We start from the raw sequence: 15,146 nt of genomic DNA on the forward strand, positions 1-15,146 counted from the left end.
CAAGAGACCTATGATTACACCGTAAACATGGAGTGGATGCCATGCCGATGACGGACGAGCAAGCGGGCGCGAGCCGCCGGCCCCGGCGGGACTCGGTCGACCTCTCGGCCTATCCCGGCCTCGTGGTGGTCTATCTCGGCTTCCGGGTCAGCCGGCTGCGGGGCTTGCTGGCGCTGCTCGGCATCGGGCGTGGCCTGGCGCGCGTGCAGCGGGAGATGCCCGACGGGCTGCTCGCACACGAGAACCTCGTCTACGGCCTCAACCATATCGGGATGCGACAGTACTGGCGCGATCTCGAGAGTCTGGAGGCCTTCACCCGCTCTGACCCGCACAAGACGTGGTGGCGGGATTTCAGCCGCGATGCCGCCGGAAACGGTTTCTGGCACGAGGCCTACCGCCTCTCCGGCGGGATGGAGGCGATCTATGTCGGCATGCCGCGCCCGGTCGGGCTCGGCACCTTCGCCGCCGCCCGCCAGCCGGACGGACCGTTCATGACCTCGCGGCAGCGGCTGGCTTCGTAGGAGACGTCCGGAGCATCCGACCTGATGGCATCAGGCCGGTTCGTCGGAATGCGCTCTAGAGCATCATCCCGAAAGGTGGTTTCCGGCTTTCGGAAAAAGATGATGCAAAAACAATAGCCTAGCGCATCGTGCTGGATCCGATATCCAGCACGATGCGCTAGCGGAAGATCGCGTCGAAGATCGATTGCGGCTCGCGCGGAGGCGGCGGGGCCGGCGCAGGGCCCTCGTTGTTCGGGAAGAATTTCCGCGAGGGCTTCTGCTTGGGCTGGACCGGCACGCCGCGCGGGCCCTCGACGTCCACTTGGCCGTTCTGGTTGACCTGTTGCGCCGTCTTGGTCGGGTCCACGCCCTTCTTCTTCGGCTTCTCCTGGCGGGAAGCGAGCGCGGGCACGTCCTCCTGCTCCTTGGCCTCGGCGATCACGTCGGTGCCGCCCTTACAATCGGTCAGCCACACGTCGTAGATCGGGTGCTCGATGGCGTGGAGCCCCGGACTCGCCGCGAACATCCAGCCCGTGAAGATGCGCCGGTACTTGCTGTCGAGCGTCACCTCGTCGACTTCGAGGAAGGCCGTGGTCTTCGGCGTCTCGGTGGGCGGGCGCGAGTAGCAGACCCGCGGCGTGAGTTGCAGGGCGCCGAACTGCACCGTCTCGTCGATGGAGACCTCGAAGGTCACGATCCGGCCGGTGATCTTGTCGAGGCCGGAGAACACCGCGGTCGGGTTCTTGATCTTGTCGGCGGAGGCCGGCAGCGCGGACAGGATCAGCGCCAGCGTGCCGAGCGCGGTCCGGCGCAGAACGGTAGCGGGGATGCGGCTCAAGGCGCCCTCTTGAGTCTGGAGCCGGCCGTCGCGGCCGGGGAACGTCCGGCCGTTCCAACACCCGAAGGGTGGTGGAAAAAGGGCGGCCGGACCGTCCCTCCTAGTTCCGCACCGGCTTGGCGCCAATCGACATGCGGAAGATCGTCGTCGGAAACGCAATCTTCGACGTGCCGCCGTTCATGCCCTTGCTGCGGTTCATCTGCGCCGCCGGAAGCCAGAGGCCGCCCTCCTCGTCGATCCACATCGCATCGACCCAGACCAGCCGCGGGTCCTGCACCAGGGTGCTCTGCGTGCCGTCGGGCGCGAATTTCAGGATCCGCAGATTGTCGGTGTCGGAGGCGTAGATATTGCCCTCGGCATCGATCGCCGTGCCGCCGGTCGAGACGGTGGCGGCGAACAGCGCGACATGCTTGCCTCGCTCTGCATCGCTCACATTCGCATCGTCGAGCCACCTGGTCTCGATCCGATAGAGCGGGCCGGTGCAGGCTTGGTAGGTGAACCACTTGCCGTCCGGCGAGACTTCGAGCTGGTCGGCATGGATCGCGATCGGCTTGTCCTTCGCGTCGAGCAGCACCTTGTTCTCGCCGGTGAGCGGGCGCTGCGCCACCGTCGAGGGATGCCCGTCGAGCACGCGCCGGAGCGTGCCGTCGTCGAGGTCGAGCACGAGGATGCCGGGCTGGCCGGCATCGGTCAGGTAGACCTTGCGGCCGTTGAAGCGGAAATCGTCGATGAAGCTCTTGTCCGTGGTCGCCTTCTCCAGCGGGAAGACCTTGCGGACCTTGTTGGCCGAGAGGTCGATCTGCACGAGCTTCGGCCCGCCGGGCAGCGGCGCCCCGCCGAGTTCGGCCGCGCCCTTGTCGATCACCCAGAGATCGCCGTCCGGACCGATGCGGATGGCGTTGACGCCGACGAAGGCCTTGGACGCGTCCTCGCCGGTCTTCCAGCCGTTCCAGGCCGCGTCCGGATAGGGCACCGGCTTGCCGTCCACCCACTCACCGAGCTCGATCCCCTTGTCCTTCTGCTGGCGCTGGAAGGGGGAGAACAGCCGCCCGTCCTTCGAGCGGGTGATGCCGTTGAAGACGAGGTTTTCGGATTTCAGGACCGGCGTCAGTTCGGCCTGCGCCTGCGCATCGGCCTCCTGAGCCTGCACGGCGCCGGTGCCGAGGCACAGCAGCAGGGCCAACGTCGTCGCTCGCATGGGTTTCGCCCTTCATCCTTCGATGGAGGGACAAGGCCCGACGCGGCGATCCGTTCACCGGCAAGCCGGCGCAGTACCCGAGCGATCAGGACGCCCGAAAAGGAGCTACTCGCCCGGCGTCCACGGCACGTAGTCGCCGGTCGCGGCGGGCCGTGCGCCCCAGGAGAGCTGCGAGCCTTTCGGCCGGTAGGCCGCCGCCGTGCCCGTGAGGTTCTCCTCGTGGGCCTTCTGCCACTCGCGGGGCTTGTAATCCTCCTCGCTCGGAGGCGTGTCGCCGTTGTGGCACAGCCACGCGCGCCAGCCCGGCGGCACGCGGGAGGCGTCGGCGTAGCCGTTATAGACCACCCAGCGCCGCTCCGGGCCGACCGAGCGGTCGATCAGCGGGCCGAGCGCCTTGTAGTACTTGTTGCCGAGTTCGTCCGAACCGACGAACTGGCCGCTGCGCGCCGTGTAGAGCGCGAGCGACATCGTCTGCCCGTTCCACCACGTGAAGATGCGCAGCAGCGTGTCCTTGAGGGCCATGGTTCCTCCGGCAAGCGACGGGTCCGCGGCGCCGTCGCCGGGCCGTTATGGTCGTCACGCGGGCGCGAGTCCAGCACCCCGCGCCGCTGTCGCATTTTCGGCACGCTCCGCCTGTCTCGCGCGCCCGTTAACCCTGTTCGGCCCCGTTATGGGCAGCCGGAACCGTGCTGTCGCCTGTGGACCGAAAAAATTTCCCGGCGGATTCGATGAAGCCGAAAGGCCACTTAGCGAACCGTTCCGGATATCCACAGGATTATCCTGCAGAACACAACATCTAGCGCGGAACACGGGTAGCCGGCACTAGTTATTGACGCAGATGGCCACCCGGACGTAAGGTCCGGGCATCGCTTCGGACGGTTCGGCGGGGTTTGCGAAAGACCCCGTTTCCGCGTGACGGACAGGCTCCCAACGCATCGCATGCGGGGCCACGAACCGGCCGAGGGCATTCCGGCTTTTCATCCATGAACCGCGGCCCGCGCCGCGGCACGGGGTCGCTTGGCTCCGAGGGAGAGGGATTCATGCGGTTCGAGCGGCGCTACACCACGGCAGGCCAGTCTCCCTACGCGTCCATCGCCTTCCGCAAGGCGGTGAGCGAGATCCGCAACCCGGACGGCTCGATCGTCTTCCGGCTCGACGGCATTTCCGTGCCCGAGAGCTGGAGCCAGGTCGCCGCCGACGTCCTGGCCCAAAAGTATTTTCGCAAGGCCGGCGTCCCCGCCCGCCTGAAGCGGGTCGAGGAGAACAGCGTTCCCTCCTTCCTGTGGCGCTCCGTGCCGGACGAGGCCGCGCTCGGCGCGCTGCCCGAGGAGGAGCGCTTCGTCTCCGAGATTTCGTCGACCCAGGTGTTCGATCGCCTGGCCGGCTGCTGGACCTACTGGGGCTGGAAGGGCGGCTACTTCTCCTCGGAGGAAGACGCCTCGGCCTTCATGGACGAGCTGCGCTTCATGCTCGCCCGCCAGATGGTGGCGCCGAACTCGCCGCAATGGTTCAACACCGGCCTGCACTGGGCCTACGGCATCGACGGCCCGAGCCAGGGCCATTTCTACTGCGACCCGAAGACCGGCGCGCTGACGAAGTCGGCCACGGCCTACGAGCACCCGCAGCCGCATGCCTGCTTCATCCAGTCGGTGCAGGACGACCTCGTCAACGAGGGCGGCATCATGGACCTGTGGGTGCGTGAGGCCCGCCTGTTCAAGTACGGCTCCGGCACCGGCTCGAACTTCTCGATGCTGCGCGCCGAGAACGAGCGGCTCGGCGGCGGCGGCAAGTCGTCGGGCCTGATGTCCTTCCTCAAGATCGGCGACCGCGCGGCGGGCGCGATCAAGTCCGGCGGCACCACGCGGCGGGCCGCCAAGATGGTCATCGTCGATATCGACCACCCCGATATCGAGGCCTTCATCGACTGGAAGGTGAAGGAGGAGCAGAAGGTCGCCGCGCTGGTGACTGGCTCCAAGGTCGTCTCGAAGCACCTCACCGCGGTGATGAAGGCCTGCATCCAGTGCGAGGCGGAAGGCGACGCCTGCTTCGACGCCGAGCGCAACCCGGCGCTCAAGCGCGAGATCAAGGCCGCCCGCAAGGCGATGGTGCCCGACGCCTACATCAAGCGCGTCGTGCAGTTCGCCCGCCAGGGCTTCACCAAGATCGAATTCCCCGTCTACGACACCGATTGGGATTCGGAGGCCTACCTCACCGTTGCCGGCCAGAACTCCAACAACTCGGTCTCGCTGACCGACACATTCCTGCGCGCCGTCGAGACCGACGACGACTGGAGCCTGACCTCGCGCACCACGGGCAAGGTCACCAAGACCGTGAAGGCGCGCGAGCTGTGGGAGAAGATCGGTGAGGCCGCCTGGGCGTCCGCCGATCCGGGCCTGCACTTCAACACCACGATGAACGACTGGCACACCTGCCCGACCGGCGGGCGGATCCGGGCCTCGAACCCGTGCTCCGAGTACATGTTCCTCGACGACACGGCCTGCAATCTCGCCAGCGCCAACCTGCTGACGATGTACGACCGGCAGTCGAAGCATTTCGACACGCAAGCCTTCGAGCACCTCAACCGGCTCTGGACGGTGGTGCTCGAGATCTCGGTGATGATGGCGCAGTTCCCCTCGAAAGAGATCGCCGAGCTTTCCTACAAGTACCGCACGCTGGGCCTCGGCTACGCCAATATCGGCGGCCTGCTGATGACCATGGGCCTGCCCTACGACTCGGATCAGGGCCGGGCGCTGGCCGGCGCGCTCACCGCGATCATGACGGGCGTGGCCTACGCCACCTCCGCCGAGATGGCGGCCGAACTCGGGACCTTCGAGGCCTACCCCGAGAACGCCGACCACATGCTGCGGGTGATCCGCAACCACCGCCGGGCGGCGCATGGCGAGGCCACGGGCTACGAGGGCCTCAACGTCGCCCCCGTGCCGCTCGACCACGCCAACATCCCGCAGGCCGATATCGGCGCCCATGCCCGCGCCGCCTGGGACCGCGCACTGTCTCTCGGCGAGCAGCACGGCTACCGCAACGCGCAGGCCACGGTGATCGCGCCGACCGGCACGATCGGCCTCGTGATGGATTGCGACACCACCGGCATCGAGCCCGACTTCGCCCTGGTGAAGTTCAAGAAGCTCGCCGGCGGCGGCTACTTCAAGATCATCAACCGCGCCGTGCCGGACGCCCTGCGGGCACTCGGCTACCGCGAGAGCGAGATCGCCGAGATCGAGGCCTACGCCGTCGGCCACGGCTCGATGGGCCAGGCGCCCGCGATCAACCCCGGTTCGCTTCGCGCCAAGGGCTTCTCGGACGACAAGATCGCCGCGGTGGAAGCGGGCCTGAAATCGGCCTTCGACATCAAGTTCGTGTTCAACCGCTGGACGCTCGGCGACGACTTCTTGAAGGACACCCTCAAGGTGCCGGCGGAGAAGCTCGCCGACCCGACCTTCGAGCTGCTGCCGTTCCTCGGCTTCACCAAGAAGGAGATCGAGGCCGCCAACACCCATGTCTGCGGGGCGATGACCCTGGAGGGCGCGCCGCACCTCAAGCGCGAGCACTACGCGGTGTTCGACTGCGCCAACCCGTGCGGCCGCACCGGCAAGCGCTATCTCTCGGTCGAGAGCCACATCCGCATGATGGCGGCGGCGCAGCCCTTCATCTCGGGGGCGATCTCCAAGACCATCAACATGCCCAACGACGCCACGGTCGAGGATTGCAAGGCGGCCTACCTGCTGTCCTGGCGCCTCGCGCTCAAGGCCAACGCCCTCTACCGCGACGGCTCGAAGCTGTCGCAGCCCCTCAACGCCGCCCTGATCGCGGACGACGAGGACGAGGCGGAGGACGCGCTCGAGGCGATCATCCAGGCGCCGGCCGCGGCCAAGGCGGCGGCCGCAGCCGAGAAGATCGTCGAGCGGGTGATCGAGCGCGTGGAACGCATTCGGTCGCGTGAAAAGATGCCGGACCGGCGCAAGGGCTACACCCAGAAGGCGGTGGTGGGCGGACACAAGGTCTATCTGCGCACCGGCGAATACGACGACGGGCGCCTCGGCGAGATCTTCATCGACATGCACAAGGAAGGCGCGACCTTCCGCTCGCTGATGAACAACTTCGCCATCGCGATCTCGCTCGGCCTCCAATACGGCGTGCCGCTGGAGGAATACGTCGAGGCCTTCACCTTCACCCGCTTCGAGCCGGCGGGCTTCGTGCAGGGCAACGACGCGATCAAGAACGCGACCTCGCTGCTCGACTACGTGTTCCGCGAACTGGCGGTGTCCTATCTGGGACGGACGGATCTGGCCCACGTCAACCCGGCCGAGATCGGCGGCACGGTGCTCGGCGGCGGCGAGGGCGACACCACCCGCGAGTCGGGGAAGCCCGCTCCGGCCGCCTCGGCCATCGTCTCCCGCGGCCTGCTGCGCGGCTCGGCCGACCGGCTCACCCTGATCCAGGGCGGTCCGGGCGGCGCCACGACGGGGGTCGCCGCAGCGGCCACGGGCCAGTCGGCCCCCGCCGGCGGAACGGTCCACGCGGTGCGGGGCGCGACGGCGCTCAAGGCGGAGCCGCAGAGCGTCGGCAGCATCGAGACCCTGCCCTTCGCCAAGCCGGAGCCCAAGGCCGAGCGCAGCGTCGCGGATCGGCGAGCCGAGGCGAAGATGAAGGGCTATGTCGGCGAAGCCTGCCCCGAATGCGCGAACTTCACGCTCGTCCGCAACGGCACCTGCCTGAAGTGCGACACCTGCGGCTCGACCACCGGATGCTCGTGAACCGCGCTCCGACCGTGGTGTATGTGGAGGGCGGCATAAGTTGAGCACCGCTCAAGGCAAGAGTTGCCATGCGACTCGCTCAATTATCAGTCTTCAAACTAGCGAGTGCTGAGTCGCCAGCGAGTTGGCGGACATTTGGGACGGTACTGGCAAGGAGGGCGCCTGATCGGCGCCCTCCCCATGTCAATGAGAACAAATCAGATACGTCCAAGCTTGAGGCGGAGTGGCTTCGGACCGCACTTCGCCAAAATCGGATCCAAGGAGTGATACCGTTTCCGGCTGATTGACTCGGGGTTGATTCGCACTGAAGCAGCCTGGGGTTCGCCTTCGCATCTTCTTGCGGAGGCGGACATGGCTCACATCGCCGAACATCTGAGCGTCGAGGAGTTGGCGCGGCGGGCCCGCACCAGCGCGGACGCCCGACCTCGCCGACGGAGATCATTTCGAGCGGATCGCTGTCGCGGGTCTACAATTCCACGCTGCGCCCGAGATCGGCTCGGCCTCGACCAGGGCCGCGAGCTTCGGGCCTGATACGCAAGAGCGTGGCGGCCCGCGCGGCGACACGACGGGCGCAACGGCACTCTGGCCTCCCGGCGACGCCAACCCGCGAGGGCCGGCGAACCTGATTTACCCCCGATCCGGGTGATCCCTTCGGGATGGCGGACCGGGGCCGTGCTCGATCGCCGCGCAGGCGTGCCGAAACAGTCTCCGCTCCGATCGAGCGGAGGGCGTCTCAGTTCGTCTTCGGGTCGGTCACGGTGAAGGCGAGCGTCGCCCCGTAGCTGTCTGCGTCGGCCAGCGCCGGCGTCTGCGAGGGCGTGACGCGGTGGCTGACACCGAGCACCTGCGGGCCGGCACCGCGCAGCGGCACCACCGCCACTCCCTCCGCATCCGTCTGGGCGCGGGCCTGATCCGCCTCGCTCCTAAAGCTCACCCCGTCGGTGGCGACCACGCTGGCACCGCCCAGCGGACGGCCCTCGAACAGCACCCGCACCCGGATCTGGCCCGAGGCCGAGGCCGGCGCCTCCAGCGGAACGATCTCCAGAGGCTGGCCGACCACCGTCCCCCACGGCGCGCCCGGGCCGGACACGGCCTTGGCGAACTTCACCGACCACAGGCTCTTGTCGGCCTGCGGCAGCATCCGCTTGCTGGCGTTGCGGTAGCTGCCGTCGGGCAGGCGCACCCAGTAGCCGTTGTCGTAGGCCGCCGCGAACAGCGCCTCGCCCTGGTGCGCGGCCCTCAGCGCCGGGGCCGGGCCGGCATCCAGCTTCGCCTGCAGCACCACCGCGCCGGACGGTTCGTAGGCGGTGAGGCTCATCAGCTTGCCCGCGCTCGGCAGTTCCGGCTCGTGGGGATGTCCGTAGAGGATCTGCACGCCGCTGCCGGTCGGGTCGAGCCAGAGGTCGTGGGCGCTGGCCGGGGCGCTGAGGGCGAGGAAGGCGGCCAGGAGGGCGGTCCGTCTCATCGTGCAGGGTACTCCGTCGCGAAACCGTAGGTGATGCCGAGACGCCGCGTCGGGCGCGGCGGCGGGCTGATGACGAGCGCGGCAGCCTCTGCCGATGCCGACGGCACGCGTGTCGCCTCGAGGTCCGGTGCTGCCCCGCGAACCGTCGTCACCGGGTTCACGAGACCGCTCGGCGCCGCGTCATGGGCGATCCACGTCCAGGGCATCGATCGACACGCGACCGCGGCCCCTGTTGTATGCACATGCCGCGCCATTTTCATACATGCGCACTGATCCCGGGCGGTATCCGCAGGATCGAAGGACGGATTGGGCTCTCGAAGCCGCGACGCTCGCCGTCATGCGGCGGCGTCATGCGGCGGCGCGGCGCCTCGCGAAGGCCTGGCCTTCGTCCCCTCGTCGTTCGCTCAGGCGGCGGCCTCGCCGCGCGGCTCCTGCATCGATGAGAGGGGCGCTTCGAGGCGGCAGACGAGGCCGGCCGGCGCGTAGGTGAGTTTGACCTCTCCACCGACCTCGGCGGCGAAGCTGCGCTCGATCAGGCGCGAGCCGAAGCCGCGGCGCGAGGGCTGCGTCAGGATCGGTGGCCCGCCCTGCTCGGTCCATGTCAGGCAGAAGCGAGGCACGTCGCCCTCGTGCACCACGTGCCAGCGCAGGTCGACACACCCCGCTTCGTTGGAGAGCGCACCGTATTTGGCCGCGTTGGTGGCCAGTTCGTGCAGGGACAGCGCGAGCGAGAGCCCGGCCTTGGCACCGAGGAGCACGCCCGGCCCGCTCGCACGGATGCGTGCCGTCGCGGCACCGCGATGGACAGCCAAGGCACCCTCGACGACTTCGAGGATGGGCGCCTCGGTCCAGCTCGACCGGGTCAGGATGTCGTGCGCGCGGCCGAGCGAGATCAGGCGCGCGGCGAAGGCTTCGCGGGCCGCCTCCGGGTCCGGAGCGTTGCGGAAGGTCTGGCTGGCGATCGCCTGGACGAGGGCGAGCGTGTTCTTGACCCGATGCTGCAGCTCGCCCGTGAGCAGGCGCTGGTGCTCCTCGGCCCGCTTGCGCTCGCTGATATCGAGCATCGCCCCGATCATCCGCACCGCCGCCCCTTGCCCGTCGCGGATGACGTAGCCGCGGTCGAGAATGTGGGCGTAGCTGCCGTCCGCGCGCAGGAAGCGGTACTCGTCGCTCCAGGCGGTGCCGGTCCCGTCGATGACGGCGTGGATGGAGGCGTCGATCCGCGCCCGGTCGTCGGGATGGATGTGGGTGATCCACCAGTCGCCGGTCGGCTCGACCGCCTCCGACGGATAGCCGTAGGCGACCGTGAGCGCCTCGTTCCAGAGGACATGGTTGGTGGCGAGGTTCCAGTCCCAGATCGCGTCGTTGGTGGCCCGAGCGGCCAGGCGGTAGCGCTCCTCGGTCTCGCGCAGGGCCTGCTCGGCCCGCCGGCTCTGCGTGACGTCGCGCACGGTGCCGATGAAGCGCACGGCGCGGCCGTCGGCGGCGAAGACCTGTCCCTTGGCGGCGACCCAGCGCTCGACCCCGTCCTCCAGCCCAACGGTCCGATAGGCGATGTCGTAGCGGCCGCTGCCGGCCGGGTCGAGCGCGGCCTTGACCGCCCCATCGACCCAATCCCGATCGTCCGGGTGCAGGCCCGCCAGGAAGACCTCGTAGCTCACCGGCGCCTCCGGGTTCAGGCCGAACAGGGCGCGGGTGCGCGCATCCCATTCCAGCCGGTCCGTGACGAGGTCGTAGTCGAAGATGCCGGTGCCTGTGGCCTCGACGGCGAGGTACAGCTGCTCCCGCGCCCTGCGCAGATCCTCCTCGGCCTGGCGCCGGTCGTGGATCTCGCTGTTGCTGCCGAGCCAGCCGACCACCGCGCCGCTCGCATCCCTCAGCGGCTCCGCCCGGATCAGGAACCAGCGGTAGGCTCCGTCCCGGCGCCGCAGGCGCGCCTCTGTGTCGTAGACGATCTCGCGGGTGCGCGCCGTCTCCCAGGCCCCGAGCAGACCGTCGAGGTCGTCCGGATGGATCGCCTCGCCCCAGCCGAGCGGGAGCGCCTGTTCCGGCGTCTGGCCGGTATAGGCGTACCAGCGGTCGTTCAGGTAGCTGAGGCTGCCGTCCGGATTGCCGAACCAGATGATGGCCGGGGCAAGCTCGGTGAGCGCCTCGAAGCGTTCCTCGGCCACCTTACGCTCGTGGATGTCGAGGGTGGTGCCGATCCAGCTCCGGAGCTCGCCCGCCTCGTCGCGCACGGGCTGCGCCCGCGACAGGAACCAGCGATACTGCCCATCGGCCCGGCGAAGGGGGAATTCGACCTCGTAGGCGCCCTGGCTCCGCGCCGCCGCGAGCCACGCGTCGCGAACGCGCGCGCGATGGTCGGGGTGGATCACGCCCATCCAGCTCGCCTCGCCGGTCTCGCCGGGGGGCAGCCCCGTGTAATCGTACCAGTAGGCGTTGCAGTAGGTGATGTTGCCGGCCTCGTCGCCGAACCACACCACCTGCGGGCTGACCTCGACCAGCGAGCGGTAGCGCATCTCGCTCTCCCGCAGCGCCGCCTCCGAGGCACGCGCCCCGGTGCGATCGCGCAGGATCTTGAGATAGCCGATGAGGGCGCCGCCCTCGGAGGTCAGCGGCATCATCTCGCCCGAGGCCCAGAAGCGGGTCCCATCCCGGCGGATATGCCAGCGCTCGTTCGGGGCGCTGCCGTTCTCCCGAGCCAGGCGCATCTCGACCTCGGGCCGGCCTTCCGCACGATCCTCCGGGGTGAAGAACGCGTCGATCGCCCGACCCGTCATCTCGGCCTCGGTCCAGCCGAGGATGCGCTGGGCCCCCGCGTTCCAGCGCGTGACGCGGCCTTCGGGGTCGGTGGCCACGATCGCGTAGTCGGTGGCGCTGTCGAGGATGCGCTCGTGCAGCAGGCGCTGCTCCGCATGCTCCCGGAGCGAGCGGCGCAGCTCCATCTGGGCCATGGCCTGGCGGGCGAGCCGCGTCAGGCCACGGCGCTGCCGCTCCGACAGCTCGCGCGGCCGGGTATCGAGGACGCAGACGGTGCCGATCGGCTGCCCCTCGGCGGTCTTCAGCAGGGCGCCGGCGTAGAAGCGCAGGCCGGGCTCTCCGCTGACGAGGGGATTGTCGGCGAACCGCGGGTCGCGCGCCGCGTCCGGCACGTAGAGGAAGTCGTTGTGCAGGATGGCCTGCCGGCAGAACGAGGTTTCGAGCGGCGTCTCGCGCACGCCGAGGCCGACCTCCGCCTTGAAGAACTGCCGCCCCTCGCCGACCAGATTGACCACCGCGATCGGCGCGTCGCACAGCTCGGCCGCGGCTTCCGCGATCTCGTCGAAATCCTGCTCGCGCGGCGTGTCGAGCAACCGGTAGCGGTCCAGGGCGCGAAGGCGCGCAGCCTCTCGCTCGCTCGTTGTAGCGGGGTTCATCGTGCAGACAGGCGTGAGGCCACTGGATTGTTCCACCATGCCGGTCCGGCTCAGGCGAAAGTGAGGCCGATCCGACGGCGATCGACAGGGTGAAGGGAGCGCGGCGCGCGCCCGCTTTCCGTCACAGGGAGCTTCCCGTCACAACTCTCTTGCCGCAATGGATGGCAACTCTCTTGCCGCGATGGGTGGCAACCGGCGGCCGCCCACCCCGGTTACAGTTCGCGAGCCCCTGAAACGGCCTATGCCGATGCCCGCCCATGCAGAAGCGACAGGTTATCCAACCACCATGCTTGGCCGCCTCTCTCGAAACGCGAAGCGCCCGAGCGGCGCGGCTCGACCGATCGTGACCGGTGGCGAGGCCGCCGCCGGAGGCGGGGTGGCGGCCGCGGATGGGCCTGCGCGGGAGCATGTTCGGGCGCCGGGCTTCGCGCATCATGGATGATGCTCTCGATGACACCCTCGGCGACGCCTTCGCGTTCCTGCCCCCCGGGGGACGGACCGGTGCCGAGATCCGCGCCCGCGACTGGTCGGCGACCCCGATCGGGCCGCCGGAACGCTGGCCGCAATCGCTGCGCAGCGCGCTGTCCCTGATGCTGTCCTGCCCCACGGCGATGTTTCTCGCCTGGGGACCGGACCTGCTCTGCTTCTACAACGACGCCTACCGGCCCATCCTCGGCTACCGGCTCGCGACGGCCCTGGGGCAGCCCTTCCGCGAGGTCTGGGCGAGCATCTGGGACGAGATCGGCCCCCTGGTGGACGCGACGCTCGCGGGCGAGAGCCAGACCCTCACCGACGTCATGCTCGACCTCTCGCGCGAGGGACGTCCCGAGCAGGGCTGGTGGTCCTTCACCTACTCGCCCGCCTACGACGAGGCCGGCGCCGTCAGCGGCCTGTTCTGCGTCACGGCCGAGAGCACGGACCGCGTTCTCGGGGAGCGGCGCCTGCGCGAGAGCGAGGACCATTACCGCCACACGGTCGAGCTCAATCCGCAGGTGCCCTGGACCTGCGACCCGGCCGGCAACGTCACGTCCTACTCGAACCGCTGGCTCGAACTGACCGGGCAGGCCCCGGGTGAGCCTAACGGCTCGGGCTGGGCCAAGTCGCTTCATCCCGACGACGTGCCCTGGACCATGACCGTTTTCGCGAACTGCCTCGCCTCGGGCGAGCCGGTCGATGTGGATTACCGCATCCGCATCGCCCGCACCGGCGCGTACCGCTGGATGCGGGCGCGCGCCCGGCCGCGGCGCGACGCGGACGGCGCGATCATCCGCTGGTACGGCGTCGTCGAGGATATCCACGACCGCAAGCTCGCCGAGGAGCGGCTGCAGGAGATGAACGCCACGCTGGAGCGGCGCGTCGCGGATGCGCTCGCTCAGCGCAAGCTCTGGGCCGACGTGTTCGAGACCACCGACGCCCTCGTGGCCGCACTCGACCGCGATTATCGCGTGCTCGCCGTGAACCGGGCCTATGCGGACGAGTTCGAGAGCATCTACGGCGTGCGGCCCGCGGTCGGTGACGATCTCCTCGACCTGCTCGGCGACCACGCCGATCAACGCGCCGCGGCGCAGGCGGTCTGGTCCCGCGCCCTTTCCGGGGAGGAATTCACCCTGGTCGAGGCGTTCGGCGACTCGGAACGCAGGCGCCCCTCCTACGAGTTGCGGTTCACGACGCTGCGGGACAGCGCAGGACAGGCGATCGGAGCCTTCCAGTACGCCCAGGACGTCACCGAGCGGCTGCGCAGCCAGGCGCAACTCGCCCGAGCTGAGGAGGCGCTCCGCCATGCCCAGAAAATGGAGGCCGTCGGTCAGCTGACCGGAGGCGTGGCCCACGACTTCAACAACCTGCTGACCATCATCCGCTCGTCGATCGAGTTCCTGCGCCGTCCGAACCTTCCGGAAGAGCGGCGAAACCGCTACCTCGAGGCGGTCTCGGACACGGTCGACCGCGCCGCCAAGCTGACGAGCCAGCTCCTGTCCTTCGCCCGGCGCCAGCCCCTCAAGCCCGAGGTGTTCGACCTCGGCGAGCGGCTTCGGAGCGTGGCGGACATGATGAACGCGGTGACCGGCACCCGCATCCACATCGCGATGGAGGTGCCGGAGGCGCCCTGCCACGTTCGGGTCGACCCGAGTCAGTTCGAGACCGCACTGGTCAACCTCGCCGTCAACGCCCGCGACGCCGTGGCCGGTGAGGGGACCCTGACGCTCCGGCTCGGCTGCGGCGCGGCGCTGCCCTCGATCCGCGGCCATGCCGGCGCGGCCGGCCCGTTCGCCGCGATCTCGGTCACCGACGACGGGACCGGGATCGCCCCCGAGCATCTGACGCGCATCTTCGAGCCCTTCTACACCACGAAGGCCGTGGGCAAGGGAACGGGATTGGGCCTGAGCCAGGTCATCGGCTTCGCCAAGCAGTCGGGTGGCGACATCGACGTGGCGAGCGAACCGGGCAACGGCACCACGTTCACGCTCTATCTCCCCCAGGTCGATGCGCCCGAGCCGGCGGCGAAGCCGGGGGAGGACGCGGCCGAGTTCCAGGCCGAGGGGCGGGCGCTCTGCGTGCTCGTGGTCGAGGACAATCTCGATGTCGGGCGCTTCTGCACCCAGCTTCTGGAGGATCTCGGGCATTCGATCGTCTGGGCGCACGACGCCGAGACGGCGCTCGTCGAGTTCGAAAAGGTGCCGTTCCGGTTCGACGCCGTCTTCTCGGACGTGGTGATGCCGGGGATGGGCGGGGTCGAGCTCGCCCGGCGGCTGAAGGCCGGCCACCCGAACCTGCCGATCATCCTGACCACCGGCTACAGCGACGTGCTGGCCCAGGACGACGCGCACGGCTTCGACCTCGTCCGCAAGCCCTACTCGGCCGAGCAGGTCGCGCGGGCCCTGCGCGGGGTCCCGAACCGGCGTCCCCGGCCGGGACCGGCTTGAGAACGGGTGCCGGGTGAGGGCTCTCTCAAGCGCAGG

9 protein-coding genes are annotated in these 15,146 nt (G+C 69.1%); 3 read left to right on the plus strand and 6 right to left on the minus strand.

The window, feature by feature from the left end:
* The first annotated feature begins 41 nt into the window (after positions 1-41).
* Positions 42-521, plus strand: coding sequence for a monooxygenase family protein (locus tag MPPM_RS05605; protein WP_096484199.1), 480 nt, complete (start codon positions 42-44; stop codon positions 519-521).
* Positions 522-678: 157 nt separating this feature from the next.
* Here MPPM_RS05605 and MPPM_RS05610 read toward each other — a convergent pair whose 3' ends face one another.
* The 3 genes from MPPM_RS05610 to MPPM_RS05620 form a co-directional block, all read right to left on the minus strand.
* Positions 679-1,338: a DUF2155 domain-containing protein gene (locus MPPM_RS05610; protein WP_096484200.1), complete on the minus strand. Its 660-nt coding sequence runs from the start codon at positions 1,336-1,338 to the stop codon at positions 679-681.
* Positions 1,339-1,438: 100 nt separating this feature from the next.
* Entirely contained in the window at positions 1,439-2,536 is a 1,098-nt protein-coding gene (locus tag MPPM_RS05615; protein ID WP_096484201.1) for an SMP-30/gluconolactonase/LRE family protein, read from the minus strand.
* Positions 2,537-2,641: 105 nt separating this feature from the next.
* Positions 2,642-3,058, minus strand: coding sequence for an NADH:ubiquinone oxidoreductase subunit NDUFA12 (locus tag MPPM_RS05620; RefSeq protein ID WP_096484202.1), 417 nt, complete (start codon positions 3,056-3,058; stop codon positions 2,642-2,644).
* A 518-nt stretch (positions 3,059-3,576) separates the two neighbouring features.
* Between MPPM_RS05620 and MPPM_RS05625 the strand changes: the two genes are divergently transcribed.
* Positions 3,577-7,308, plus strand: a complete 3,732-nt coding sequence (locus MPPM_RS05625) for a vitamin B12-dependent ribonucleotide reductase (RefSeq protein ID WP_096484203.1) — start codon at positions 3,577-3,579, stop codon at positions 7,306-7,308.
* 733 nt (positions 7,309-8,041) lie between these two features.
* Here the strand turns inward: MPPM_RS05625 and MPPM_RS05630 are convergent.
* The 3 genes from MPPM_RS05630 to MPPM_RS05635 all read right to left on the minus strand — a co-directional run bounded on the left by MPPM_RS05630 (position 8,042) and on the right by MPPM_RS05635 (position 12,189).
* Positions 8,042-8,773: a DUF4198 domain-containing protein gene (locus MPPM_RS05630; RefSeq protein WP_096484204.1), complete on the minus strand. Its 732-nt coding sequence runs from the start codon at positions 8,771-8,773 to the stop codon at positions 8,042-8,044.
* A complete protein-coding gene (locus MPPM_RS27835) occupies positions 8,770-8,979 on the minus strand; it encodes a hypothetical protein (RefSeq protein WP_157914119.1) in 210 nt (69 codons plus the stop codon). Before MPPM_RS27835 ends, MPPM_RS05630 begins: the two co-directional genes overlap by 4 nt.
* A gap of 198 nt (positions 8,980-9,177) precedes the next feature.
* Positions 9,178-12,189: a PAS domain S-box protein gene (locus MPPM_RS05635; protein WP_173807983.1), complete on the minus strand. Its 3,012-nt coding sequence runs from the start codon at positions 12,187-12,189 to the stop codon at positions 9,178-9,180.
* 434 nt (positions 12,190-12,623) lie between these two features.
* On the opposite strand from MPPM_RS05635, the gene MPPM_RS05640 reads away from it, so the two are divergent.
* Positions 12,624-15,110 (plus strand): PAS domain-containing protein, encoded by a 2,487-nt coding sequence (locus tag MPPM_RS05640; protein WP_096487740.1) that lies wholly within the window; start codon positions 12,624-12,626, stop codon positions 15,108-15,110.
* Positions 15,111-15,146: the final 36 nt, after the last annotated feature.

The organism is Methylorubrum populi, assembly GCF_002355515.1.
Classification (GTDB): Bacteria; Pseudomonadota; Alphaproteobacteria; order Rhizobiales; family Beijerinckiaceae; genus Methylobacterium; species Methylobacterium populi_A.

What these genes read in the sequence shown, in the direction of transcription:
- MPPM_RS05625 (WP_096484203.1), top strand. Translation starts at nt 3,577, where the DNA reads ATGCGGTTCGAGCGGCGCTACACCACGGCAGGCCAGTCTCCCTACGCG.
- MPPM_RS27835 (WP_157914119.1), bottom strand. Translation starts at nt 8,979, where the DNA reads ATGCCCTGGACGTGGATCGCCCATGACGCGGCGCCGAGCGGTCTCGTG.
- MPPM_RS05615 (WP_096484201.1), bottom strand. Translation starts at nt 2,536, where the DNA reads ATGCGAGCGACGACGTTGGCCCTGCTGCTGTGCCTCGGCACCGGCGCC.
- MPPM_RS05620 (WP_096484202.1), bottom strand. Translation starts at nt 3,058, where the DNA reads ATGGCCCTCAAGGACACGCTGCTGCGCATCTTCACGTGGTGGAACGGG.
- MPPM_RS05640 (WP_096487740.1), top strand. Translation starts at nt 12,624, where the DNA reads ATGGATGATGCTCTCGATGACACCCTCGGCGACGCCTTCGCGTTCCTG.
- MPPM_RS05630 (WP_096484204.1), bottom strand. Translation starts at nt 8,773, where the DNA reads ATGAGACGGACCGCCCTCCTGGCCGCCTTCCTCGCCCTCAGCGCCCCG.
- MPPM_RS05635 (WP_173807983.1), bottom strand. Translation starts at nt 12,189, where the DNA reads ATGAACCCCGCTACAACGAGCGAGCGAGAGGCTGCGCGCCTTCGCGCC.
- MPPM_RS05605 (WP_096484199.1), top strand. Translation starts at nt 42, where the DNA reads ATGCCGATGACGGACGAGCAAGCGGGCGCGAGCCGCCGGCCCCGGCGG.